This window comes from Sphingomonas sp. AC449 (genome assembly GCF_979253475.1).
On sequence record NZ_CEEDCZ010000003.1, the window covers coordinates 293,055 to 319,321 of the forward strand.

At 67.2% G+C, this 26,267-nt stretch carries 17 protein-coding genes; 7 read left to right on the forward strand and 10 right to left on the reverse strand.

The window, feature by feature from the left end; genetic code table 11:
* The first annotated feature begins 38 nt into the window (after positions 1 to 38).
* Together AC0CH3_RS07935 and AC0CH3_RS07940 are read left to right on the forward strand one after the other, a co-directional pair.
* Entirely contained in the window at positions 39 to 1,055 is a 1,017-nt protein-coding gene (locus tag AC0CH3_RS07935; protein ID WP_354300085.1) for a LacI family DNA-binding transcriptional regulator, read from the forward strand.
* A gap of 69 nt (positions 1,056 to 1,124) precedes the next feature.
* Positions 1,125 to 1,346: a hypothetical protein gene (locus tag AC0CH3_RS07940; protein ID WP_354300086.1), complete on the forward strand. Its 222-nt coding sequence runs from the start codon at positions 1,125 to 1,127 to the stop codon at positions 1,344 to 1,346.
* Positions 1,347 to 1,362: 16 nt separating this feature from the next.
* Here AC0CH3_RS07940 and AC0CH3_RS07945 read toward each other — a convergent pair whose 3' ends face one another.
* From AC0CH3_RS07945 to AC0CH3_RS07975, 7 genes are all read right to left on the reverse strand, one after another.
* Positions 1,363 to 2,154: a 3-keto-disaccharide hydrolase gene (locus AC0CH3_RS07945; protein WP_354300088.1), complete on the reverse strand. Its 792-nt coding sequence runs from the start codon at positions 2,152 to 2,154 to the stop codon at positions 1,363 to 1,365.
* Entirely contained in the window at positions 2,151 to 3,584 is a 1,434-nt protein-coding gene (locus AC0CH3_RS07950) for a Gfo/Idh/MocA family protein (protein WP_354300090.1), read from the reverse strand. The genes AC0CH3_RS07945 and AC0CH3_RS07950 overlap by 4 nt, the downstream gene beginning before the upstream one ends.
* 69 nt (positions 3,585 to 3,653) lie before the next feature.
* Complete coding sequence (locus AC0CH3_RS07955) at positions 3,654 to 5,981, reverse strand: GH92 family glycosyl hydrolase (protein WP_465237751.1); 2,328 nt, start codon at positions 5,979 to 5,981, stop codon at positions 3,654 to 3,656.
* A gap of 22 nt (positions 5,982 to 6,003) precedes the next feature.
* Positions 6,004 to 7,449: a glycoside hydrolase family 125 protein gene (locus AC0CH3_RS07960; protein ID WP_354300093.1), complete on the reverse strand. Its 1,446-nt coding sequence runs from the start codon at positions 7,447 to 7,449 to the stop codon at positions 6,004 to 6,006.
* On the reverse strand, positions 7,446 to 9,737 hold the full coding sequence (locus AC0CH3_RS07965) for a GH92 family glycosyl hydrolase (protein ID WP_457325472.1): 2,292 nt from the start codon (positions 9,735 to 9,737) through the stop codon (positions 7,446 to 7,448). The genes AC0CH3_RS07960 and AC0CH3_RS07965 overlap by 4 nt, the downstream gene beginning before the upstream one ends.
* Before the next feature lie 68 nt (positions 9,738 to 9,805).
* Positions 9,806 to 10,891 (reverse strand): glycoside hydrolase family 43 protein, encoded by a 1,086-nt coding sequence (locus tag AC0CH3_RS07970; RefSeq protein WP_354300451.1) that lies wholly within the window; start codon positions 10,889 to 10,891, stop codon positions 9,806 to 9,808.
* A 116-nt stretch (positions 10,892 to 11,007) separates the two neighbouring features.
* A complete protein-coding gene (locus AC0CH3_RS07975; protein ID WP_354300096.1) occupies positions 11,008 to 14,115 on the reverse strand; it encodes a TonB-dependent receptor in 3,108 nt (1,035 codons plus the stop codon).
* A gap of 336 nt (positions 14,116 to 14,451) precedes the next feature.
* Here AC0CH3_RS07975 and AC0CH3_RS07980 point away from each other — a divergent pair, with 336 nt between their 5' ends.
* The 5 genes from AC0CH3_RS07980 to AC0CH3_RS08000 all read left to right on the forward strand — a co-directional run bounded on the left by AC0CH3_RS07980 (position 14,452) and on the right by AC0CH3_RS08000 (position 22,129).
* Positions 14,452 to 15,450: a LacI family DNA-binding transcriptional regulator gene (locus tag AC0CH3_RS07980; RefSeq protein WP_056023513.1), complete on the forward strand. Its 999-nt coding sequence runs from the start codon at positions 14,452 to 14,454 to the stop codon at positions 15,448 to 15,450.
* 124 nt (positions 15,451 to 15,574) lie between these two features.
* Complete coding sequence (locus AC0CH3_RS07985) at positions 15,575 to 18,097, forward strand: TonB-dependent receptor domain-containing protein (protein WP_465237752.1); 2,523 nt, start codon at positions 15,575 to 15,577, stop codon at positions 18,095 to 18,097.
* A 14-nt stretch (positions 18,098 to 18,111) separates the two neighbouring features.
* Positions 18,112 to 19,914, forward strand: coding sequence for an alpha-amylase family glycosyl hydrolase (locus AC0CH3_RS07990; protein WP_465237753.1), 1,803 nt, complete (start codon positions 18,112 to 18,114; stop codon positions 19,912 to 19,914).
* Positions 19,893 to 20,804: an ROK family protein gene (locus AC0CH3_RS07995; protein ID WP_354300101.1), complete on the forward strand. Its 912-nt coding sequence runs from the start codon at positions 19,893 to 19,895 to the stop codon at positions 20,802 to 20,804. The genes AC0CH3_RS07990 and AC0CH3_RS07995 overlap by 22 nt, the downstream gene beginning before the upstream one ends.
* On the forward strand, positions 20,801 to 22,129 hold the full coding sequence (locus AC0CH3_RS08000) for an MFS transporter (protein WP_354300102.1): 1,329 nt from the start codon (positions 20,801 to 20,803) through the stop codon (positions 22,127 to 22,129). Before AC0CH3_RS07995 ends, AC0CH3_RS08000 begins: the two co-directional genes overlap by 4 nt.
* 49 nt (positions 22,130 to 22,178) lie before the next feature.
* On the opposite strand, the gene AC0CH3_RS08005 is transcribed toward AC0CH3_RS08000, so the two are convergent.
* Genes AC0CH3_RS08005 through AC0CH3_RS08015 form a run of 3 tightly spaced genes read right to left on the reverse strand, consistent with a single transcriptional unit; the run spans position 22,179 to position 26,028 of the window.
* Positions 22,179 to 24,515, reverse strand: coding sequence for a xanthine dehydrogenase family protein molybdopterin-binding subunit (locus AC0CH3_RS08005; RefSeq protein WP_354300103.1), 2,337 nt, complete (start codon positions 24,513 to 24,515; stop codon positions 22,179 to 22,181).
* Entirely contained in the window at positions 24,512 to 25,525 is a 1,014-nt protein-coding gene (locus AC0CH3_RS08010) for an FAD binding domain-containing protein (RefSeq protein WP_354300105.1), read from the reverse strand. The genes AC0CH3_RS08005 and AC0CH3_RS08010 overlap by 4 nt, the downstream gene beginning before the upstream one ends.
* Positions 25,522 to 26,028 (reverse strand): 2Fe-2S iron-sulfur cluster-binding protein, encoded by a 507-nt coding sequence (locus tag AC0CH3_RS08015; RefSeq protein WP_354300106.1) that lies wholly within the window; start codon positions 26,026 to 26,028, stop codon positions 25,522 to 25,524. The genes AC0CH3_RS08010 and AC0CH3_RS08015 overlap by 4 nt, the downstream gene beginning before the upstream one ends.
* Positions 26,029 to 26,267 lie beyond the last annotated feature (239 nt).

Sequence of the window (26,267 nt, forward strand, 5' to 3'; positions counted from 1 at the left end):
CCGTCGACATATTCTCCGCGGGGCTCCATGGGATTGCGATGACGACGATAATTCAGGTCGCGACGAGCGCGGGCGTGTCCACCGCGACGGTTTCCCGCGTGCTCAGCCACCCCGACCGGGTCGCCGAGAAGACGCGGCTCCACGTGCTCGGCGTCGTCGAGGCGCTGGGGTACAGACCCAACGTCGCCGCCCGGTCGCTGCGGACGCTGCGCGCGGCGAAGATCCTGCTGACGGTCCCCGACATTTCCAACCCGTTCTTTGCGAGCGTGATTCGCGGCGCGGAAGAAGCCGCGCGCGATGCGGGGTACGGCGTCGTGGTCGGCGATACGCGGCACGATCCCGTCATCGAGGACCAATATGCCGAGATGCTGTCGCGGCGCGAGGTCGACGGACTGATATTCCTCGGTCACCGCCTGCCCGACCCGCTGCAGCGCGTGCTCGACCGCGCCGGCTGTGCCGCACCGATCGTCAATGGCTGCGACTATAATGTCGAGACCGGCGTGCCGGGCGTGCATATCGACAATGCCGCAGCAGGCCGTGACGCGGTCGAGCATCTGGTCGACCTGGGGCACCGCGATATCGGCATCGTGGCCGGCCCCAGCACGAGCCCGCTCAGCCGTGACCGCCTCGCCGGGGCCATGGCCGTTGCGGAGGCACACGGCGTCGCCGACCGGATACAGACGCGGATCGGCGATTATTCGGCCGCATCGGCGTTCGAACAGGCGCGCGCGATGATCGCAGGCGGCGTCACCGCGCTGTTCTGTTTCAGCGACGAGATGGCGATGGGCGCGATCGCCGCGGTCCGCGATGCGGGGCTCGACTGTCCGCGCGACGTGTCGGTGATCGGGTTCGACGACCTGCCGCATGCGCTCTATTTCCACCCTGCGCTGACCACGATCTCGCAACCCAAGGGGCTGATCGGGCAGCGCGCGGTCGAGATGCTCGTCGCGATCCTCAACGGCGACACCGACCGCCCCGACCGCGTGGTCCTGGCGCACGAACTCGTAGTCCGCGGCAGCACGGGTCCAGCCGCGCCGCGCACGACGCCGCGTTGAGACACGCGGCTGTCATCTGGCGGCAATGAACCACGCGTAGGACGTCCCTCGACATCGGAGGTGACTACCATGTTCAGTGCAAGCCCGCTCGTACCCGACCAGCTCGTCGACTGCATCGCAACGGGACGCGAGCCGACCGCCGCGGATCTCGACAGCGTCGCCGCGCGGATGTGGCGCGAAGTCTCGACACAGCGGTCGGCCTTTTCATGGGGCGACCTCGCGCCGCTCGCACAGGACCGCATCGTTGCGATGCGGTCCGCGGTGATGGCGTTGCAGGGCAGCGCGCGCTGATCGCGCGCTGCCTGCGTTATTTCAGCTCGCGGAGCCAGATCGACCGGAAGCTGATCGGCGCGCTCGGATCGCCGTGATCCTGAAGCTTGATCGGCAGCGCGCCGTGCGGGGTGTAGCGCGGCGCGCCGATATAGACGGTCTCGCCCTTCACCGCGACATGGTCCTGGACGAGCACGCCGTTCATCATCACGGTCGCATAGGCGGGGCTGGTCACGCTGCCATCCGCGGCGAAGACGGGCGCGGTCCAGACGATGTCGTAGGTCTGCCATTCGCCCGGCGCGCGCGTCGGATTGGCGAGCGGTGCGATTTGCTTGTAGATCGCACCCGCCTGTCCGTTGACATAGGTCTTGTTGCGGTAGCTATCCATGATCTGCAGCTCATAGCCACCATCGCCCTCGCCGGTCGCGCCAAGGAAGACGCCGCTGTTCCCGCGCGCCTGGCCTTCGCCCGTGATCCCGGCCGGGACGCGCCATTCGAGATGAAGTTGATAATTGCGGAAGCTGCGCTTGGTCTGGATATTGCCAGTACCCTTGCGCACCGTCAGCACGCCGTCGCCGACCGTCCAGCGGGCGGGGCCGTTGCCCTTGGTGCTGGTCCACTGATCGAGCGACGTGCCGTCGAACAGCACGACCGCGTCAGATGGCGGTGCAACCGTCGCATAGGCCGGCGCGACGACGACCGGCGGTTCGGGCTGCCAGACCTCGGTATCCTCGGGTCGCGGGCCGGTGGCTGCGGGCTTCGCCTGCGACGGCGGCGTCGCCTGCGTGGCGAGTGCGGCGGCGGCGAAAAGCAACGTGACAGCGGTCATAACGACCATCCTTTCCTGTATTCCCGGTCGAGAAACCGGTTTGCATCGGCGAAATTGGTGACCCGGCCCGCCTGTCCGTCATAGTCGATCGGGCGTTCGGCGCGAAGCGCGACCATGCCGAGGACCATCGTCTCGTTGAGCGGAACCGCAACCGAGAAGGGCGACGAGATCGCCTCCTCGCCCCGGATCGCGCGGATCCAGTTCATCTCGTGGCCGTCGCGTCCGCCCTGGATGCGCGGCAGCGAGACTGGCACCGCGGCGGCGCGCGCCTGCGCGCCCTCGCCGATCAAAACGGGTTTCTCGCCATAGGTATCGTGCATCAGCATTCCGGACTCGCCGACATACAGCACGCCGCCCTCAGGGTTCATCACCGCGTCGACCGGCATCGTATCGGGCGTCGGCGGCATCATCCCGCCGTCATACCAGGTCATCGTCACCGGCCCGCCCTTCGCGTTGCCGAACCGGTAGGTGGTCATCGACGCGAGCGGATAGCTGCCGAGTTCGACGGGCGGCTTGCCGTCCCAGAGGTCGGTATCGCCACCCCAGCGGCTGTGCCGCGTCTCGATCCGCGTCGGCAGACCGGGCTCGAGCGCCCATACCGGGAAGTCGATGAGGTGTGCGCCCATGTCGCCGAGCGCGCCGACGCCGAACGGCACCCAGCCGCGCCAGTTGAAATGGGCATAATCGGGGTGATAGCCCCAATCGACCGCCGCGGGTCCGAGCCACAGGTCCCAGTCGAGGCTGGCGGGTTTGGCGACGGGCGCGGGGCGCGCCTCGCCCTGCGGCCAGACGGGGCGGTTGGTCCAGACATGGACGTCGCGCACGCGGCCGATCGCACCGCCACGGATCAGCTCGACGACGCGACGCCCGTCATCGCCCGAATGCCCCTGGTTGCCCATCTGCGTCACCAGCTTCGGGTTGCGCCGCGCGAGATCGAGCAGCGTCCGCCCCTCGCGCACGCTGTAGGTCAGCGGTTTCTGGACATAGACGTGCAGACCGCGCTCCATCGCCATCTTCGCCGCGAACGCGTGGTGATGGTCGGGCGTGGCGATCACGACCGCGTCGATATCCTTGCGCGCGTCGAGCATCCGCCGATAGTCGGCGAACCGCGTCGCCCGGTCATAGGCGGTCTTGAGCGCGAGCCGATCCGCACGCAGCGCACCGTTCGAATCGACCATCGACTTGGCGACATGATCGAAATCGACATCGGCGAGTGCCACGATGTTCTGGCCGGTGAGCTTGGCCATGTTCTGCGAGCCCATGCCGCCCGCACCGATCACCGCGACATTGACGCGATCGCTCGGCGCGATCCGGCGTGTGCGGCCGGCAGCTGCAGCGACAGCGGTGCCGGGGAGCGCGAGCAACCCCGCGCTTGCCGCCGCGCCGCCAAGCCAGTTCCGGCGCGTCATGCCTGCGTTTCGCTCGGTCATGCCTTATCCTCTTCCTTGGTCAAACCTGACAGCCCCGGCATCAGCCGGCAACCCCTTGTCCGTGTGTTCTCAGGCGGTTCTGCCATAGGACGGCGGGCGATCTGCCTTGGCCGTGCCAAACTTCGACGGCTTGGGGCCCATCACGAAGGCGAGCTCGCCACCGCGCGCAAGATCCGCATGCGCGATCCAGTTCTTCGTCCAGGGCTTGCCGTTCCAGTAGACCGACTGGACATAGGGCGCCTGCGGACCATTGCCCGACGCGGTGATCCTGAGCGTCTTCCCGCCGCCGAGCGCAACCTCGGCGGCATCGAACAGCGGCGAGCCGAACACATAGACCGCGCTGACCGGATCGACCGGGTAGAGGCCGAGCGCGGAGAAGATGAACCACGCGCTCGTCTGCCCGCAATCGTCGTTGCCGATGACGCCATCGGGATCCGCCTTGTACATCTCGGTGCACAGCCGCCGCACCATCGCCTGCGTCTTCCACGGCGCACCGGCATAGGCATACATGTACGCGGCATGCTGGTCGGGTTCGTTGCCATGCGCATATTGGCCGACCAGCCCCGAAATGTCGGGCGGCGCATTCTTGGGCAAGGTCGACGGCGCGACGAACAGCGCGTCGAGCTTCTTCACGAACCCGGCATCGCCGCCGAACAACTCGATCAGCCCGTAAATGTCGTGCTGGTTGAGGAACGTCGCCTGCCAGCCATTCGCCTCGGTATAATCGCGGTGCTTGTCGGGGTTGTGGCCGAGCTGGATCGGATCATAGTCCGCCCACCATGTCCCGTCGGCAAAGCGCGGCCGTGCGAAGCCGATCTTCGGATCGATGACGTTGCGGTAGTTGAGGCTGCGCTTGCGCAACGCGTGCGCATCGGCGGAGGCGCCCGCCGCGTCCGCGAGCACCGCAATCGCCCAGTCGTCATACGCATATTCCTGCGTCCGGCTGACCGACTCCCACACCTTGTCGGCGGGGATGAAGCCGAGGTCGTAATAATAACCGCGGCCGAGCGTGCTCTCCAGATCGCGAAAGCTGCGGTCGAACGCGCGCCGGCGGATCTGCGGCCAGGCGGCGGCATAGTCCGCCTTGACGCCCTTCACGCACGCCTCGGCAAGCACCGACACCGAATGCCAGCCGATCATGCAGGCGGTCTCGACACCCTGGAGCGGCCAGACCGGCGAGCCGGCCGGGCTCTGGATCGTCTGGCGGACCAGATCGCGCGTGAACTGCGCGGCCTTGTCGGGCTGGACCAGATTGAGCAGCGGGTGGAGCGCGCGGTACGTGTCCCACAGCGAATAGGTGCTGTACGCGGGATCGCCCGCCGCCGCTGTGTGCACCTGGCGGTCGAGCCCGACATAGCGGCCGTCGCGGTCGGTGAAGAGCGTCGGCGACAGGAACGTGTGGTATAGCGCGCTCGCCATGATCGTGCGCTGATCGGGCGTGCCGCCCTCGACGCGAATACAGTCGAGCTGCGTCTGCCAGGTCCGCGCCGCCGCGCGCCGGACGCTGTCGAACTGCCAGCCCGGCGCCTCGCCCGCCAGCGCGGCCTTGGCGCCCGCGACGTCGACCGCGGAGATGCCCGTCTTGATCAGGATCGGTTCGCCGCCCGCCTGGTCGAAGAACAACGCGACCTTCAGCCGGTTGCCGGTGATCGCCTTCGCGCCCGCGGGTGCCGGTTTGTCGTCGTCGCCGAAGAATTCGACGCGGTCGGGGCGACGCGACAGCTGCATCGCGAAATGGATCCGCCGGCCCTTCGCCCAGCGGTGGACGCGGCGGCTGCCGGTCAGCATGCCGTCGGGCGACAGCGCCAGCGACGCCTCGTCGACCAGCACGCCCTTGTCCCAGACGTCGAGGATCATGTGCGCGAAGTCGATCAGGATGTGCCCCGCGCCCTGCGGGAAGGTGTAACGGTGATGCCCCGTCCGCTCGGTCACGGTCAGCTCGGCGAGCACGCCCGACTCGAGCTTCACGCGGTAATAGCCGGGCTCGGCCAGCTCATCGGAGAAGCGCTGGCGATAGCCGTCCTGCGGCTTGTCGAGCGCACCGGGTTTCAGCTTCAGCGGCCCGCGCGTCGGCACGACGAGCACGTCGAGCATGTCGCCGATCCCCGTCCCCGACAGATGCGTGTGGCTGAACCCCATGATCGAGCCGTCATCCTGGTGATAGCCCGAGCACGCGTCCCAGCGGCTGTTGTCGGTGTCGGGGCCGAGCTGGACCATCCCGAACGGCAGCGACGGCCCGGGATAGGTGTGGCCGTGACCGCCGGTGCCGATGAACAGATCGGGCTTGCCCGCGGTCGGGCGCTGGCCCTGCGCGGTGGCAGCGGCGACGGGCAGCACGCCCGCAAGGCCGGCAAGCCCGGTGGTGGCGAGCACCTCGCGGCGGTTGGCGGTGGTCATGTGTATCTCCCGTGGGTCCGTGTCAGTAGCGCGCGGCGAGCAAGGCGGGCTTGCGGCGCTCGAGATCGAGGATCAGCTCGCCGAACAGCCCGTTGGCCCAGGCGAACCAGCTGCGCGTGAATTTCATCGGATCATCCTTGTGGAAGGATTCGTGCATGAAGCCAGTCCCGCCATGCGTCGTCTTGAGCCAAGTCAGGCACTGGCTGATGACGGCATCGTCATCGCTGTTCATCGCATGCGTGACGATCGACATCGGCCAGATCATGTCGAGGCCGATATGCGGCCCGCCGATCCCCTGCGCGGCCTTGCCCGCAAAGAAATAGGGGTTGCGGTCGCTCCACGCGAGCGCGGCGGTGCGGCGGAACAGCGGGTCGGCGCGGTCCGCCGCGCCGAGCAGCGGCAGGCCCGACAGGCTCGGCACATTGGCGTCGTCCATGAAGATCGCATTGCCGAAGCCGTCGACCTCATAGGCCCAGACCTCGCCGCCCTGCCCGTCCGGCATCCGGCCATGCGCGCGCAGCGCCGCCTCGACTTCGGTCGCGAGCGCCTCGCTGTCCGCCGCGCCCGCGGTATCGCCGCGCGCCTCGCGCTGGACCGTCGCCAGCATGCGCAGCGCCGAGACCGCGAACAGGTTGGACGGGATCAGGAAGGGGTAGAGGCACGCATCGTCCGACGGGCGGAACATCGAATGGATCAGCCCGACCTTGCGCGTCGGCGCGCCGTATCCCTCGAACATCAGCGTCTCGGTGGGCGAGACGTTCAGCCGCTGGAAGTGATACGGACCCTTGCCGTCCTTGCGTTGCTGTTCGCGGAAGGTCGCGACCGCGCGGCGCATCGCCTGCGCCCACAGGTCGTCGAACGGCGTCTTGTCGCGCGTCGCGGTCCAATAGCCGTGCGCGAGCCGCATAGGGTAACAGAGCGAGTCGATCTCCCATTTCCGCTCCGCGACGCCCGGCTTCATCTCGGTCTGGTCGGTGCGCGCGCCGAGGTTCGATTTCGCGGTCGGATCGTCCATGAACGCGTTGGCGTACGGGTCGATCAGGATGCAGCGTGCCTGCCGAGCGATCAGCCCGACAAAGACGCGGCGCAGCCCCGCATCCTTGGGCGCGAGATGGACATAGGTCTGCATCTGCGCCGAGCTGTCGCGCAGCCACAGCGCCTCGATATCGCCGGTGATGACGAACGCGTCGGGCTTGCCATCGACGGTGCCGAGCCGGACCGTGGTGTCGAGCGTGTTGGGGTAGCAATTCTCGAACAGCCAGGCGAGTTCGGGGTCGGAGATCTTCGCCTTCACGCGCGTGATCTCCGCCTCGACGGCCGCGCTGACGAAGCGACGCTCGCCACGCGGCGGGCGCTTGCTCGCCAGCGGCGCGGCGACCGCCCCGCCGGGCAGCACGGTCGTCAGCGCAAGCGCCGCCGCGCCGGTCATGACGTCGCGGCGGCGGGGGGTGAAGCGCGCGCCGCTCATGGCTTGGCCACCGGCGCGCTCATTGAGAAGGGCGCCGCGCTGCTTGCCGCACCCCATTTGCGGTTCGGCGTCGACCCCATCACGAAGCGCAGCGTACCACCCTTCTGCAGCGCCTCGCGCGTCAGCCACGGCTTGTCGTGCGGCGTCCCGTTGAAGCTCGCCGACTGGATATAGACATTGCCGGGGCCGTTGTTCGCCGCCTCGATCGTCAGCGGCTTGCCGCCCGGCATCGTCAGCTTGACGGTGCGGAACAGCGGGCTGCCGATCGCATATTGGCCGACCGCGGGCGTGACCGGATAGAAGCCGAGCGCGGAGAACACGTACCAGGCCGAGGTCTGGCCGTTATCCTCGTCACCCGGATAGCCGTCGGGCGTGGCTGCGTAGAGCTTCTTCATCACGTCGCGGACATGATATTGCGTCTTCCACGGCGCCCCCGCCCAGTCATAGAGATAGGGCATGTGCTGGATCGGCTGATTGCCGTGCGCATATTGGCCCATGTCGACGATCTGCATCTCGCGGATCTCGTGGATCGTCTGCCCGTAATAGCTGTCGTCGAAGATCGGCGGCGTGGTGAAGACCGAATCGAGCCGCTTCACGAACGCGTCCTTGCCGCCCATCAGGTCGGCGAGCCCCTGCACGTCCTGCATCACCGACCAGCTATAGTGGAGCGCATTGCCCTCGGTGAACGCGTCGCCCCATTTATACGGGTTGAAGGGGGTCGACCAGCTGCCGTCCTGGTTGCGACCGCGCATCCACCCGCTCTGCGTGTCGTAGAGCTTGCGGTAATTCTGCGCCCGCGCGGCATAGAGTTTCGCATCCTCGGTCTTGCCGAGCGCGCTTGCCAGCCGTGAGATCGAGAAGTCGGCGGTCGCATATTCGAGGCTGCGCGCGGCATTCTCGTTGATGCCGACGTCATAGGGCACATAGCCCAGCCGGTTGTAATATTCGACGCCCTCGCGCCCGACCGCGCCGACGACATTGCCCTTCTTGTCGACCGGCCGCCCTTGCGACGTGGTCGCGTTCTTGACCATCGCCTCGTACAAGGTCTCGACGTCGAACCCGCGCACGCCGTTGAGATACGCGTCGGCGATCAGGTTCGCCGAGTTCGACCCGATCATCACGTCGCGGTGGCCGGGGCTCGCCCATTCGGGCAGCCAGCCGGATTCCTTGTAGGTGTTGACCAACCCCTGCATGATCTCGCTGTCGCGCTCGGGATACATCAGCGCGAAGAACGGGAAGACCGCGCGCCACGTGTCCCAGAAGCCGTTGTCGGTATAGAGGAAGCCCGGATGCACCTTGCCGTCATACGGACTGTAATGGACCGTCTGACCCTTGGCATCGACCTCGTGGAACATGCGTGGGAACTGCAGCATGCGGTACAGCGCGGAGTAGAAAGTGCGCCGGTTGTCGATGTCGGGATCGCTCACCTCGATCCGGTCGAACTCGCGCTGCCAGACCGCCTTCGCCTTCGCCTTGGTCTGCTCGAAGCCATCGCCGCCGATCTCGCCGCGCAGGTTGCGCTCGGCCTGGTCGAGGCTGATGAACGACGACGCGACCTTGACGCCGACCTGCTCGCCCTTGCGCGTCTTGAAGCTGACGACCGCGCCGACATGATCGCCCTCGCGCACCGGCGTCGCGGCGATCTGGCCATTATCGTCCCAGGTCCGGCTGACCGTGAAGGCGTGGTCGAATTCGGCGACGAAATAATTGTGGAAATTGCCCGGCACGCCGCCATGATTGTTGCGGACATAGCCGGTGATCCGCCGCTTGACCGGGTCGACCGACACCATCGATCCGCCCGCATAGCCGTCGAGGATGATGTGCGCGTCGTCGCTTTCGGGGAAGGTGAAGCGGAACTGCGCGGCGCGGTTGGTCGGCGCGACCTCCGCGGTCACGTCGTAATCGGCGAGATAGACCTTGTAGCTATACGGCCGGCTTTCCTCCGCCTTGTGGCTGTACCAGGAGGCGCGTTCGTCCGCCTTGACCTTGAGCGCGCCGGTCGTCGCCATCAGCGCGAACGCGGCATAATCGTTCATCCACGGGCTGGGCTGGTGCGTCTGCTTGATGCCGTTGATCTTGTTGCCGTCATAGGTGTAGCCCCAGCCGCTGCCGGGCTTCCCCGTCACCGGGGTCCAGAAGTTCATCCCCCATGGCACCGCGACCGCGGGATAGGTGTTGCCGTACGAGAGCGTATAGTCGGAGTCGGTGCCCATCAGCGGGTTGACGAGATCGATCGAGGGCGGCGCGTGCGCTTCGGCCTTGGCGGCAGCCTGTGCCGACAGCGGCACCGGTGCGACGAGCGCGATCGACGCGACCGCCGCCACCGTACCGCGCAATGCGGCAATTACCCTGTGTCTCACATCGCTCTCCCAGATGAATGTTCGTCGCGCCCTGAAGCGGTTGGCCCGGGGGCTGTCCGACCACGGATCGGCCGCGGCGCGACGCCGGTGTTGGTCATTACCACAGGCTTGATCGTGCCGTCGGCGGCAAAGACCATGCGGTCGATCGCGATCTGGCGGTGTTCGCCGCGATCGGTGTCGAGCGGCCGGCGGTGATAGGCGATGTACCAGTCGTCGGTGCCGGGCACGTTGACGACCGAATGATGCCCCGCACCGCGCGCGATCCGCAGGTCCTGCGCCAGGATCTTGCCCTTCGGCGTGAACGGCCCGGTCGGGCTCGGCGCGGTCGCATAGGCGACGCTGTAATCCGGACCGGTCCACCCGCCCTCCGACCACATCAGGTAATAGACGCCGCGGCGTTCGATCATGAACGAGCCCTCGACATAGCCGGGCGGCGTGATCTCCTTGAACATCGTCCCGTCCGCGAACGGCAGGACGCGCTTGAGGTCGGGGCTCAGCCGGACGACGTTGCAATGCTTCCAGCCGCCATAGAAGAGATAGACCTGCCCGTCGCGATCCCGGAACGCGAACGGGTCGATCGGTTGCGCACCATTGTGGAACGCACCGACCAGCGGCTTGCCGAGCGCGTCCTTGAACGGCCCCCCGGGCGTCGCGCTGACCGCGAGACCGATCCCGCCAAGCTCGGCATCGCTCTGGATGTCGTTCGCGCTGAAGAACATGTAATAGCGTCCGTTCGCCTCGATCACCGACGGCGCCCAGATCGCATAGGCTGCCCAGCCCGCATTCTGAACGTCGAACGCGCGGCGGTGCTTGGTCCAGTGAACGAGGTCAGGCGAGGAGAATGCGTCGAAGAAGGTCTGCATCCCGTAGGAGGGACGGACCGTCTTGCGCTGTCGGGCGAGCTTTTGCGCAGGGGAAAAGCGGCTCGCCGCAACCGGCTTTCCAACATGGTCGGAATAGGTCGGGTAGATCCAGTATTGCCCGGCAAACACGCGGATCTCGGGGTCTGCATACCAGCCGGGTACGATCGGGTTCGACGCCGTCGCTGCACCGCATGCGAGCAGACCCGCAATCGTCAGTATGCGACGTGCTGCACGTCGCGTGACCGGGATAGCGCGCCAAGGTCTGAGGATTCTATTGAAAAAAAGGTGGCTCCGCGAGGGAGCCACCAGGGGAGAGGACGTCGTGAAACCCGCCATCAGAAGTTGAACGACACGCCGACATAGGCGCGGCGCCCGAAGTAATTCCGATAGGTGAAGCGATCCTTGGTATCGTTGCCGAGATGGCGGCTCTCTTCCGACTTGGTCAGGTTGATGATCGAGGCGGTGATGTTAAGCCGGTCGGTCAGCGCATAGGCGGCATTGAGATCGACCTGTTCATAGGGGTCGGTATAGACGTTGAGCCCCGACTGGAGCCCGCCGACGACCTCGCCGCGACGATTGTACGATGCGCGGACCAGCACCTTGCCATGCTCGTAGAACAGGGAGGCGTTCATCTGCGTCTTGGCGCTGCCGACGAGCGCGGACGAGCCGACCGTCTGGCCGTCGAGCGTCACATCGGCGACCGACGTGTCGTTGTAGGTGAAGTTGACCTGCGCACCCAGACCGAAGGACAGCGTGTGCTGTGCGTAGAGCTCGACACCCTGCGAGCGCGCGTTCGAGCCGTTCGCGACGGTCGAATAGGGCTGGATCAGCACCTGCTCGCCCGCGACGTCGCGCGTGACGTTGAGCACGAGCGGCACGACGAAGTCCGACACGTCCTTGCGGAACGCGGTCGCGCCCAGCACCGAGCCGCGGTGGAAATACCATTCGATGCCGGCGTCATACTGCCAGGCCGAGAACGGGTTGAGTTCGGCATTGCCGCCGCTGCCCGACCAGCCCTCGAATTCGCCGAACTGGCCGCGATCGAATGCATATTCGGGCGAGCGATAGGTCAGCGACCGTTCCGATCCGAGATTGGCGAACGACGGCCGCGAGATCACCTTGGCGACCGCGCCGCGAACGAGCAGGTCTGACGTGATCTCGTACGAGATGTTGAAGCTCGGCAGCCAGTCCGTGTAGGTCTTGGTCTGGTCGGTCCGCGTATTGATGATCGTCTCGCGGACGCTCAGCGGCAGGACTTGGCAATTGCCGTCCGCGCCCAGCGGCCGGTTCGGATCGAACGACCCGTTCGGCCCGTTGACGCAATAGTCGTTCAGATACTGGAGCCGGTCGGACGTGTTGCCCGACTGACGCGTATTGGCCATGCGCAGACCGATATTGCCGCGAAGGCCGCCGGCACCGAAGTTCGCCTGCGCATACCCCGCGAACACGCGCTCGCCGAGATCATACACGAAGTCCTTTTCGTCGACGCGGACCGCGTTGCCGTAGGTGGCGTTCAGGTAGCTCAGATATTTGTCGAAATTGATCCCGGGAACGACGTTGGCATTAAACCCGCCACTGATGTTGCCGATCGGGTTTTCGTAGAAGAATTCGGGCCGCGCGACCGCACCGGCCGCGGTATCCTGATAGCGGATCTCGTTGGCCGCATCGGCGTACCATTCGTTGCGTCCGGTCTCGCGGTGGATGCTCAGGTCGCGCCATTTGCCGCCGATCTGCACCGACTTCAGGAACCCGTCGAAGCGGCGCGTCAGGTCGAGCTGGAGATACCGCTGTCCCACGTCGCTGTTGACGAAGCTCGACCCGGTCGAGCCGACGTCGATCTGGGCGATGCCGTTGCGGATGTTCTGCTGGATTTCGGGCGAGAACTCGAAGTCGGCGATACCGTTCGAGATATCCCAGTTGCTGACGAGGTTGCCGTTCTGCTCGCGGCCCGGGATCGTCAGGCGTGGCTTGGCGGCGACGCTGAATCGCGTCGAAGGGCCCCCGCTCGACTTGGTCTTGCCGAGTTTCAGCACCGCGTCGAACCGGTCCTGGCTGTACTTGACCTCGGTCTCGAAGGTGTTCGAAACCTGCTTTTCGCGGCTGTAGGTGCCTGCAATCTGCGGCGTTTCCATCGTGCACGGCGTCGCGCGTGCAAGGCACCCCGTCCCCGCCGCCGGAACCGCGAAGTTCGCCGACTGGAAGATCGTGCCGCTCTTGTCGAGCGTCGCTCCGGTGAAGAAGTCGTTATAGCCCCATTCGGGGATCTTCAGGACGTTCGAGGTAAAGTCGCTGCTGTAGCCGAAGCGGAAATAGTTCGAGGTGACCGTGACGTTGTCGAACGGACGGAACTGCGCGGTCGCCTGGATGCCGTAACGCTCGCGCTCCTGGTCGAACACCTCGGCATTGACCGACTGCGGCGCCCAATAGCCCGAATAATGCGTGCCGTCGCGCGCGGTGGTGCCCTGCCCCGGCCAGTAGGAGATCGCATCGTCGTTCGCGAACGGCTTGCCGTTGACGTCGGTCGCGGGGGTCAGCACGTTGCCCTGCGCGTCGCGGTCGCTCCACCAGAGCCAGCTTTCCGAGCTGCTGCGCAGTTCGCGGTTCGTGCGCTTCTGCCACACGCCGCCGACCAGCAGGCCGAACGTCTCGTCGTCATTCTTCCAAGACAGCTGTCCGCCGAGCTGCGGCTCGAACTTCTCGGTCGTGTCCGAATAGGTGCCCTCGGTCGAGACGAACCCCGACCAGGCGGGGACGTCGAACGGCTTGCGCGTGTTGAGGATGATCGTGCCGCCGACACCGCCTTCCTCGAGCCGCGCCTCGGGCGACTTGTAGACTTCGGTGCTGGCGATGAAATTGGACGGCAGCAGGACATAGTTGAACGACCGCTGCGGATCGCCGCTGTCAGCACCGGCAAGGAAGTTGCCGTTGAGCAGCGTCAGCGTCAGGTCGGACTGGAGCCCGCGGATGCTGACCCGGCTGCCCTCGCCGCCGTCGCGCGTGATGACGACGCCCGGGACGCGCTGCAGCGCGTCGGCGACGTTCTTGTCGGGAAACTTGCCGATGTCTTCGGCAGTGATGACGTCGACGAACGCATTGGCTTCGCGCTTCTGCGTCAGGCTCTGCTCGATCGAGCGACGATAGCCGGTGACGACGATGTCCTCGCCGGCGGGGTCCTGGGCGGCGGCATTCTGCGCGGTAGCATCAGCGGGAGCCGCGGTGACCTGACCCGATTCGGCGGTCGCGGTCGAGGCCGGGCCCGGCGGCGTGGTCTGCGCCGGAGTCTGGGTCGGCGCACCAGCCAGCGGCGGCGCCTGTTGCGCCTGCGCGGCCGAGACGAACGACGCGGTCAGGCTCGCGCCCGCCAGCAGCATCGCCATCGTGCGACGGCACCCGGCAAACCTCGAATGTCCCACGTTCGAACGAACGATCTGGCCAGTAATCATCAGACTTCCTCCTCCCGGTGAGAGAACCGAAGTCCGCCCACGCGCCCCTATGAAATCGCGCTGCCCACCCATGCGGGTGGTGTGTCCGTTGTACGGATCGTCACAGCGCGGCGTCTTGTTGACGTCATTTGCCGATTGCTAAAGCAAATTGTCAAATCAATTGTTGAGGGAAATTAGGCGAGGTCGCGTGTGGTATCGCTATCTTGCAGATTCGGCGTAAGAATTGATCGACGACGCAGCAGCCGCGATGGTCGGACGGACCGGGAGATTGCGAGCGGCGGTCGCTGCGCGTACGACACGCGACGTCGAGGGTTAAACCTAGGAAATGCCATCGCAATGAAACTCGCCGATCTGGCCACACTCGCCGGCGTGTCGACCGCGACCGTATCGCGCGCACTGTCGGGGCATTCGTCGGTCAACGCGCAGACCCGCGACCGCATCAAGGCACTGGCGCGCGAACATGACGTGCGGCCAAACCAGCTTGCGCGCAATCTGCGGCTGAAAAGCACGGGCGCGATCGGTCTCGTCCTGCCGCTGGGCCATGCGCGGACGCAGCATCTGACCGACCCGTTCTTCCTGACTTTGCTCGGGCTGCTCGCCGATCTGCTGGTCGAGCGCGGCTATGACATCCTGTTGTCGCGCGTGATCCCGGATGGCGAGGATTGGCTCGACCGGCTTGTCGACAGCGGACGGATCGACGGGCTGTTGCTGGTCGGCCAGTCGGACCAGTTCGCGGTGATCGAGCGGGTGTCGCAACGCTATCGCCCGCTCGTCGTCTGGGGCGCGAACCGCACAGGGCAGGCGCATCTGACGATCGGGTCGGACAATGTCGAAGGCGGGCGGATGGCGGCGCGTCACCTGATCGGCCAGGGCCGGACGCGGCTGCTGTTCGTCGGCGATCCGCTGCCCCCCGAATTCGCCGACCGGCTCGCCGGATTTACCGAGGTCGCCGCGGATGCGGGACTGACCTGCGACGTGCTGGCGACCGCGATGACGCCCGAGTCGGTGCATGTCGCGATGGCGGATCGGCTGTCCGAAGCGCCGCCGCCGGACGCGGTGTTCGCGGCGTCGGATGTCGCGGCGATGAGCGTGCTGCGCGCGCTTGCCGAGGCGGGGATCGACGTCCCGGGGACGACCGCGGTGATCGGTTACGACGACGTGACGCTCGCCGCGCATACCTCGCCGCCACTGACGACGGTGCGGCAGGATCTCGCGGAAGGCGCGGCGCTGATGGTCGATCGCCTGATGAAGCGGATCGAGGGCGAGCCCGGCCGGTCGGACGCGGACGGATCGGCGATCGTTGTCCCGGAACTGATCATCCGACAATCGGCCTGACGGCGACGGAGCCACCCGGGCGGTAGTTTTTCACAATCGATTGCGAAAGCGGTTGCAATCGATTGTGACGGCGCTATTTGGCGGCTCCGGGCTTCAGAGAAGGCCACGCACGGGGAGGATCGCAATGAAATCACGTCACATTCTGCTGGCCGGTATCGCCGCTACGTCGTTAACGACGATGGCCGCTGCCCAGACGATGGCACCCGCGGCCGCCGAGTCGCAGGCGAGCACGACGCAGGCCGACACCACCGCCGCCTCCCCGACGATCGACGGCCAGGAGGACATCGTCGTCACCGCGGTCGCGCGCGGGACGAACCGCCTCAACACCTCGATCACGACCAGCTCGATCGGGTCCGACGCGCTGATCCAGCTTGCGCCGCGTACGTCGGGGGAACTGCTGCGCAACCTCCCGGGTATCCGCGTCGAGGCATCGGGCGGCGACGGCAACGCGAACATCTCGGTCCGCGGCCTGCCGGTCGCGTCGGGCGGCTCGAAGTTCCTTCAGCTGCAGGAAGACGGTCTCCCGATCCTCGAATTCGGCGACATCACCTTCGGCAATGCCGACATCTTCCTGCGCGCCGATTTCAACGTCCGTACAGTTGAGTCGGTCCGCGGCGGCTCCGCCTCGACGTTCGCGTCCAACTCGCCGGGCGGCGTGATCAACTTCATCTCGAAGACCGGCGAGCAGGAAGGCGGCGCGTTCCAGCTGTCGAGCGGGCTCGACTACCGCGAATTCCGCGTCGACTTCGACCAGGGCGGCAAGCTCTCGGACAGCGTCACCTATCATCTCGGCGGTTTCTACCGGATCGGCGACGGCCAGCGCGAGGTCGGCTTCGACGGCGTCAAGGGCGGCCAGATCAAGGCGAACATCACCAAGTCGTTCGGTAATGGCGGCTATGTCCGGCTGTACGGCAAATATCTCGACGATCGCGCGATCGGCTATCTTCCCAACCCGGTCCGCGTCACGGGCAGCAACAGCGACCCCGATTACAGCAGCATCGCCAATTTCTCGATCAACAACGGTACGCTGCACAGCGCCAACATCCGTACCGCGCAGACGCTCGACGGCAACAACCGGCTGACCACGCGGTCGATCCGCGACGGCCAGCACCCGGTGGTCTATTCGGCGGGTCTCGAGACGCAGATCCCGCTCGCGGACGACTGGAACATCGTCGAGCGGTTCCGCTACGCCGACATCTCGGGCGGCTTTACCTCGCCCTTCCCCGCCAGCGTCGATTCGGCGCAGTCGGTCGCGAACGGCATCGGCGGCGCGGGCGCGCAGCTCTTCTACGCCAGCGGTGCGCAGGCGGGCCAGCGGATCGCCAACCCCGCGTCGCTCAACGGCAACGGCCTGCTCGCCAACATCGTGCTGTTCGACGTCGACCTGAAGAGCCTCAACAACATCACCAACGACATCCGCCTCAACGGTTCTGTCCCGTTCGCCGGCGGGTCGCTCGCGGTCACCGGCGGCTTCTATGCCTCGCGTCAGGACATCAAGAGCGACTGGCTCTGGACGTCGTCAGTCCAGACCGTCGCGGACAATGGCCGCTCCGAGCTGGTCGACGTCCGCACCGCGGCGGGCGTGCCCGTCACGCAGAACGGCGTCCCCGGCTATTCGGCGAGCTTCTTCGGCAATTGCTGCCGCCGCTCCTATGATCTCGACTACACGACCTATGCGCCGTTCGCGCAGCTCGGACTCGAGCTCGGCCGGTTCAACATCGACGGTTCGCTGCGCTACGACTTCGGCCGCGCGCGCGGCAGCGTCGCCGGGTCCGACCTCGGCGCCGCGTTCGGCACCGGCATCACGACGGTGGACATCAATGGCAACGGCGTGATCTCGGCGCCCGAGCGTCAGGTCGCGGTGATCCCCAATGCCCGCTCGCCGCTCGATTACAACTATGATTACCTGTCCTATTCGGGTGGCGTGAACTTCCGCCTGACCGACAGCACCGCGCTGTTCGGTCGCTACAGCCGCGGCGGTCGCGCCAATGCCGATCGCCTGTTGTTCGGCCCCTCGATCAACACCGCGACGGGCGGGCTGACCGACCAGGGCGCAGCGGTCGATTTCGTCCGCCAGCTCGAAGGCGGGTTCAAGTTCCGCCAGGGCGGCGTCTCGCTCTATGCCACCGGCTTCTGGGCGCGCACGGAGGAACAGAATTTCGAGGCGACGACGCAGCGTTTCTTCAACCGCGAATATGATGCCAAGGGTGTCGAGCTCGAGGGCCGGATCGCACGCGGGCCGTTTTCGCTCTCGGCGGGCGGCACCTATACCGATGCCGAGATCACGCGCGACGTGCTCAACCCCGGGGTCGAGGGCAACCGCCCGCGGCGCCAGGCGAAGTTCATCTATCAGGCGACGCCGCAGGTCGATTTCGACCGCGTGACGATCGGCGCGAACGTGATCGGCACCACCGACAGCTATGCGCAGGACAACAACGTCCTCAAGATGCCGGGCTATACGCAGGTCAACGCGTTCGTCTCGATCCGCCCGGCGGACAATGTCACGGTATCGCTGAACGGCAACAACCTGTTCGACGTGACCGGGATCACCGAGTCCGAGGAGGGTGCGATCCCGACCAACGGCATCGTCCGCGCGCGGTCGATCACGGGTCGGACGATCTCCGCCGCCGTCCGCTTCGGCTTCTGACCAGGCGGCCCGGCGTGCACCTCCCCTCCCGCACCGAGTGCCGCCTGCTGGCACTCGGCCCCCGCCTCCGACGCCAGCTCGAACGCCTCTATGGCAGCACCGGGCTGGCGCTCTGGCCCCGGCTCGAAGCGATCCTGCGCGAGCGGGCAGCCGAGCGACCGGCCGCGATGGTCGCGCTCGACGAGGCACGGCTCGCCGATCCCGACTGGTTCGTCGCCCCCGACATGCTCGGCTATTCGACCTATGTCGACCGGTTCGCCGGGACGGTCGACGGGCTGATCGACAAGGTCGACCATCTCGAATCGCTCGGCGTCCGCTATCTGCACCTGCTCGCACTGCTCAAGGCGCGCGCGGGTGACAGCGACGGCGGGTTCGCGGTGGCGGACTATCTGGCGGTCGAGCCGCGGCTGGGGACGATGGCCGATGTCGAGCGGCTCGCCGCCCGGCTGCGCGAAGGGCGGATCAGCCTGTGCGTCGACCTCGCGCTCAACCACACCGCCGACGACCATGCATGGGCGCAGGCCGCGCGCGCGGGCGATCCGCACTATCGTGCCTTCTATCACGTCGTCGATCCCGCCGAGGCCGAGGCCTATGAGGCGGATCTGCTGCAGGTGTTCCCGACCACCGCGCCGGGCAATTTTACCGCCGTGCCCGAGATGGGCGGGTCGGTGTGGACAACCTTCTACCCGTTCCAGTGGGACCTGAACTGGGCGAACCCCGAGGTCATGCTGGCGATCGTCGACACGATGCTGCGGCTTGCCAATCATGGCTTCGAGGCATTCCGGCTCGATTCGATCGCGTTCCTGTGGAAGCAGATGGGCACCGATTGCCGCAACCGGCCCGAGGCGCACTATATCGTCCGCGCGCTGCGCGCCGCGCTCGCCATCGTCGCGCCCGCGACGTTGCTGAAAGCGGAGGCGATCGTGCCGACTGCGCTGGTCCCGCCCTATTTCGGCGCGGACGAGGGCGATGACTGGAATGGCGGGTTCGAGCCCGAATGCCACCTGGTCTACAACAACTCGCTGATGGTGGCGGGCTGGGTCGCGCTCGCCGAGCAATCGGCGGCACTCCCCGCGGCGATCGTCGCGGCGAGCGGCGGGCTGCCGCGTGGTGCGAACTGGCTGAGCTATGCGCGCTGTCACGACGATATCGGCTGGGGCGCGGTGATCGGCGACCTGGCGGGGATCGACGCCGATCCGGTCGCGCGGCTGAAGGCGGCGGCGCGGTTCATCGATGGCGCAGACGACAGCTGGGCACGTGGCGAACCGTTCCAGTCGGACGGCTCGGTCCTGCACGGCTCGAACGGCACGATGGCCTCGCTCGCGGGTCTGGAAGCCGCACGGACCGAACCCGAACGCGAGATGGCATTTAGCCGGATCACGCTGCTCAACGCGTTGTCGATCGCGAGTGGCGGGCTGGCGACGGTCTATATGGGCGACGAGGCCGGGCTGCTCAACGACACCGACTATCGCGACGATCCCGAGCGGGCGCACGAAGGGCGCTGGCTGCACCGTCCGGCGATGGATTGGGCGGCGCTCGACGGCAAGGCCGCACGGCGGATCGCCGGGGATATCAGGGCGTTGCGTGCGGCGCGCATCGCCAGCGGCGGCGCGGGCGCACCCGCGACACTCGCCACGCAGACACCGGCGCTGCTCGGCATCGCGTGCGGCAGCGACCGTGTCTTCCTGAATTTCTCCCCCCATGCGGTCCGGGTGGGCAATCTCGCCGGCTGGCACGACCGGGTCGCGGACAGCGCGATCGGCGACGATGCGATGACCGGTCCGTGGAGCGTGCTGTGGGCGGGCCCCGCGGCGTGACCGCCGCGAGGCCGTTGTACGGCTGCATCGAGGCGGGGGGTACCAAGTTCGTGCTCGGCGTCGCGCGCGATCCCGACACGATCCTGCGGACGACGCGCATCGCCACCACCAGTCCACAGGAGACGATCGCCGCCGCGCTCGACTTCTTCACCGCGGCGCAGGGCGAATGGGGCGATTTCGACGCGCTCGGCATCGCCTCGTTCGGTCCGGTCGATCTCGATCGCACCTCGCCCGGCTGGGGCCGGATCGTCGACACGCCCAAGCCCGGCTGGAGCGGCACGGACCTGGTCGGACCGTTTGCGCGCGCGCTCGCCTGCCCGGTCGGGTTCGATACCGACGTCAACGGCGCGATCCTTGCGGAAAGCCTGTGGGGTGCAGCGGTTGGCGCGGACATCGCGGTGTACGTCACCGTCGGCACGGGGATCGGCGGCGGCGCGCTGGTCGAGGAACGCCCCGTGCACGGCAGCCGCCACCCCGAAATGGGGCATATCCTGCCGCGCCGTCACCCCGACGACCGCGACTTTGCGGGCATCTGCCCGTTCCACGGCGACTGTCTCGAAGGCCTCGCCAGCGGGCCGGCGATCGCGGCGCGCTGGGGGGCGTCGCTGTCGGAGCTCGCCGCGGACCACCTCGCGCATGACATCGTCGCGCATTATCTCGCGCAGCTCGTCGTTGCGCAGCAGGCATTGCTCTCGCCGCGCCGGATCGTGCTGGGCGGCGGTGTGCTCGGCACGCCGGGCCTGATCGATCGCGTCCGTATCGAGGCCGCCCGGCTGGCCAATGGCTATTTCGGAACGCCGGATTATGCCACGCTGATCACGTCGCCGGGGCTCGACGACCGTGCCGGCCTGCTCGGCGCGCTGGCACTCTCACAAAGGGCACGGCGATGACCGCATCACGATTGCCGACCAAGCCACGGCTGTCGCTGGCGCGGCTGATCGAGATGAACCTCGGCTTCCTCGGGCTGCAATTCTCGTTCGGGCTGCAACAGGCCAACATGGCACCGATCTACGGCTATCTGGGGGCGGACGAAGCCAGCCTTCCGCTGCTGTGGCTGGCGGGACCGATGACCGGGCTGCTGGTTCAGCCGCTGATCGGCGCGATGAGCGACCGGACCTCAACGCGGATCGGCCGGCGCACCCCCTATTTCCTCGTCGGCGCGGTGCTGTGCAGCCTGTGCCTGCTGGCGATGCCGTACAGCCCGACCTTGTGGGTCGCGGCCAGCCTGTTGTGGGTGCTCGATGCCGCCAACAACGTGACGATGGAGCCGTACCGCGCCTATGTCGGCGACCGGCTGCCCGACGACCAGCGTGCGGCGGGGTTCCTGACGCAGTCGGCGTTCACGGGCCTCGCGCAGACCTTGTCCTATCTCGCGCCGTCGCTGCTCGTCTGGATCGGGTTCAACAAGGACGCGATCGATGGCAACGGCATCCCCGACATCACGCGGATCGCGTTCCTGATCGGTGCGGTCCTGTCGCTGACGACGATCGTCTGGTCAGTCGTGCGCGTCCCCGAGCTGCCCCTGCCGCCGGAGGAGAAGACGCGGCTTGCGGCCGAACCGCTGACCCTCGCCGGTACGCTGCGCGATCTGCGTGCGGCGCTGGTCGAGATGCCGCGACCGATGCGGCAGCTGGCGCTGGCGATGCTGTGCCAATGGTATGCGATGTTCGCCTATTGGCAGTTCATCACCTTCGCGGTCGCGCGCTCGTTGCACGGGACGTCGGACGCGAAGAGCGTGGCTTTCCGCGATACCGTGCTGACGGTCGGACAGCTCGGCGCGTTCTACAATGCGGTGGCGTTCGTCGCGGCGATCGCGCTCGTCCCGCTCGCGCGGCGCTGGGGGGCAAAGCGTGCGCATGCCGCGTGCCTGCTCGCATCGGGTGCGGCGATGCTCGCGATCCCCGGTATCCGCGACGAGGCCGGGCTGTTCGTGGCGATGCTCGGCATCGGCATCGGCTGGGCGAGCATGATGGGCAATCCGTACATCATGCTGATCGACATGATCCCGCCCGAGCGCAACGGCGTCTATATGGGGATCTTCAACATGTTCATCGTCATCCCGATGATCATCGAGAGCCTGACCGTGCCGCTCTTCTACCACTCGCTGCTGAACGGCGAGCCGCGCAACATCCTGTATCTGGCGGGCGCGCTGATGGTGCTGGGCGCGATCGCCACGGCGCGCGTCACGCTGCCGCCGCGCCGCGCGGTCGGCTGACACCGTCCGCCGGCTGCGATCGAACGATCGCACCCGACGGACGGAGCGCTCAGTCGAGCAGCTTGTCGAGCGTCAGCGGCAGATCGCGGACGCGCTTGCCGGTGGCGTTGTAGACCGCGTTGGCAACGGCGGCGGCAACGCCGGTGATGCCGATCTCGCCGATCCCGTGCGCGCCCATCGGCGTGTGCGGATCCGGGATATCGGTCCAGATCACGTCGATCTCGGGGACGTCGAGATGCACGGGGACGTGATATTCGGCGAGGCTGGGGTTCATGATGCGGCCCTTGCGCTCGTCGAACTGCGTCTCCTCCATCAACGCCATGCCGAGCCCCATGATGATGCCGCCACGGAACTGGCTGCGCGCGGTCTTGGGATTGAGGATGCGACCGCAGTCGAACGACCCGAGGACGCGGGCGACGCGCGTCTCGCCGGTGACCGCGTTGACGCGGACCTCGCAGAAGATCGCGCTGTGCGAATGCATCGACCAGTGCATCAGTTCGAGCGGGGGCGACCCCGCCTCGGTCACCATCACGGCATCGCGCTGCGCGCGCGCGAGGATCGAGACATAGCTTTCGCGCCGCGTCGGATCCTCGAGGCTGGCAAGACCGCCGTCCTCGCTGCCGACGTCCTTCGCCGACAGCCCCGCCAGCGGCGAGTCGTTGCCCGCGAGCTTGAGAAGGTCGGCGACCAGCGCGTTGTGCGCGGCGATCACCGCCGCGCCGATCGCCGCGGTCTGCTGCGACCCGCCCGCCATGATCGCGCCCGGGATCAGTGTGTCGCCATAGGCGACCGAGACATGATCGAGCGGGAGGCCGAGCCGGTCGGCGGCGACCATCGCGGTCGTCGTCGACGTGCCCATCCCCATCTCGTGCGCTGAGACCTCGACGAGTGCATGGCCGTCGGCGCCCAGCGTGATCCGCGCGACCGCGCCCGGCATCCGGTAATAGGGATAGGTTCCCGTCGCGCAGCCCATGCCGACCAGCCATTCACCCTCGCGCCGCGTTCCCGGCACGCTGCTGCGCCCAGCCCAGCCGAAGCGTTCCGCGCCCGTACGCCACGCCTCGGTGATATGGCGCGACGAGAAGGGCAGCCCCGATGTCGGATCCTTGTCGGGCTCGTTGCGCAGCCGCAGCGCGATCGGATCCATGTCGAGTGCGACCGCGAGCTCGTCGATCGCCGATTCGAGCGCGAAGGTGCCAACCGACTCCCCGGGTGCACGCATGAAGGTGTTAGCGAGCATGTTCATCTTCACCGTCTCGACCGACAGCCTGATGCTGTCCGCGGCATAGCCCGCGCGCGTGCCGAGGATGAAGGGTTCGGGCATGTTGTTGTGCGGCGTCATCGCCGCGACGCCGGTGTGGAGCAGCGCCTTGAACCGCCCGTCCGCGTCCGCGCCGATCGCCACGCGCTGCTCGGTGAGCGACCGGCCGCCGACGATCCGGTACACGCCCTCGCGCGACAGCGTGATGCGGACCGCGCGGCCCGCCAGCCGTGCCGCCGCGGCGCCGAGGATCTGGTGATCCCACAGCCCCTTGCCGCCGAACCCGCCGCCGACATAGGGCGAGGTCAGCCGGACCTGATCCGTCTTGAGGTCGAACACGTCGGCGATCGTCTGCGCCTGCGCGGCGACCATCTGGCTGGCGTCGTGAAGGATCAGCCGATCATCCTCCCACACGATCGTGGCGGCGTGCGGCTCGATCGCATTGTGATTGTGCCAGGGCGTCCGATAGACATGGTCGACGCGGTGCGGCGCCGCCTCGAGCATCGCGTCCGCGTCGCCGATCGCGTTGACGAGCGGTTGGCCCATGAACAGGCCGGGCTTCGGGCCCTCCGCCTTCGCTGCGGCGAACGACGTGATCGAGGGCTCTTCGGCATAGGTGGTGACGAGCAGCGAGACCGCATGATCGGCCTGCTCCTGCGTCTCGGCGAGCACCAGCGCGATCGGCTGCCCGTTCCAGTGGACGCGGTCGTCCTGCATGATCGGCAGGTCCGACGGCCCGACCGCGGTCGGTGACGAGCCGAATACCGCCGGCGCATTCATCCTCGGCGCATTGCGGTGCGTCATCACCAGCACCACGCCCGGCGCCGCCTCTGCCGCCTGCGTCGCGATCGCGGTGATCCGGCCGCGCGCGATCGTCGAATAGGCGAGCGCGGCGTAGGTCATGCCGGGGATAGCGAATTCCGCCGCGAACCGTGCGGTGCCCTGCACCTTGAACGTCCCGTCGAGCCGCGACACCGACGTGCCGATCACGCCGTGTTGCTGTCGGATCAGCGGATCGGGGACGCCGCCGGGAATCCAGCTGTCGGGCGCCAGCGGCACCAGCTTGGCCATCGCGCCCTGAACCGCGGCCTGGCCCGCGTTCTTGATCGTATCGACGATGCTCATGCTGCTGCTCCGTTACGGTCGCCATGGTCGACGACCGGCGCAAGGTCGCTGAGAACTGCGACCAGAGTCCGATTGACAAGTTCGATCTTGAAGCCGTTGTCGCGCAAGGCTTTTGCATCGCCGAGCTCGGCAATCGCCGCGGCGCGGAACGCGGCTGCGGTGGCGGGGCCGCCGCGCAGTGCCGCTTCCGCCTTCGTCGCGCGCCACGGCTTGTGCGCGACGCCGCCAAGTGCGATCCGGACATCAGTGACACGGCCGTCCTCGACCTCGAGCGCGGCGGCGACCGAGACGAGCGCAAAGGCGTAGCTCGCGCGGTCGCGGACCTTGCGATAGGTCGACGTCTGTCCGAACGACAGCGGCGGCAATTCGATCGCGGTGATCAGCTCGCCGGGTTCGAGCAGCGTGTCCTGCTCGGGCCGATCGCCCGGCAGCCGGTGAAACGCGGTGAAGGGAATCGTCCGGGCGCCGCCCGCCCCCTCGACATGCACGATCGCATCGAGCGCGGCGAGCGCGACGCACATGTCCGACGGGTGCGTCGCCACGCAGGCGGCGGATGCGCCGAGGATCGCGTGCCCGCGGTCGAAACCGCCGATCGCGTCGCATCCCGACCCCGGCACGCGCTTGTTGCAGTGCGATCCGGCGGTGTCGTAGAAATAGGTGCAACGCGTCCGCTGGAGCAAATTGCCGCCGACGGTCGCCATGTTGCGGATCTGTGCCGATGCGCCGGCGAGGATGGCGCGGGCAAGCATCGGATAGCGGGCGCGGACGATCCGGTGTTCGGCGAGCGCGGTGTTGCGCGCGGCGGCGCCGATGATGAGCCCGCCAATTTCGGTTTCCTCGATCGCGCTCGACAGGCCGGTAACATCGACAAGCGTGTCGGGTGTCGCGACGGTCTCGCGGATCAGATCGACCAGATTGGTGCCACCGCCAAGATAGGCGGTCGTCCGACCCTGCCCGAGACGGAGCGCCTCGTCCCGGTCCTGCGCGCGGGCATAAATGAAGGGGGTCATGCCGCCATCTCCGCCGCGACGGTTTCGCGGATCGCGTCGATGATCCCGTTATGCGCGCCACAGCGACACAGATTGCCGCTCATCCGCTCCTGCAGCTCCTCGCGGGTCAGCGTCACGTCGGCGGTGATATCCGCGCTGACATGGCTCGGCACGCCGCGTCGCGCCTCTGCGGCCATGCCGATCGCCGAGCAGATCTGCCCCGGCGTGCAATAGCCACACTGGAAGCCGTCGTGCGTGACGAACGCCTGTTGCAGCGGGTGAAGCGCGTCGCCTTCGGCGAGCCCTTCGATCGTCGTCACCTGCCGGCCGTCATATTGCACCGCGAGCGCGAGGCAGGACAGGATCCGCTCGCCATCGACCAGCACGGTACAGGCGCCGCACGCACCCTGGTTGCAGCCCTTCTTCGTACCGGCGAGCTTAAGCCCTTCGCGCAGCAGGTCGAGGAGCGAGACGCGGGGGTCATCGGGCAGGGGTACCGGGGAGCCGTTGATCAGTATCGACATGCCATCTCCTGCAATTCCGACGGGCCCGCATCGATGAGGGCCTATTCAGTACCGAGCGGTATAGACGGTGTCGGTAGCGGGTGCCAAGCGCGATTATACGGGTCGCGGCGGCGTTGCGGCAGGGCGGCTGGTGGATCGGCCAGACGTTGCCTGCGCCCCTGAATTATCATGGTTTTCAACCAGGAGGCGGAACGTTCGTCGTCGCCCGGCGCTGCGCTTATCGACCATTGGGAGAATGA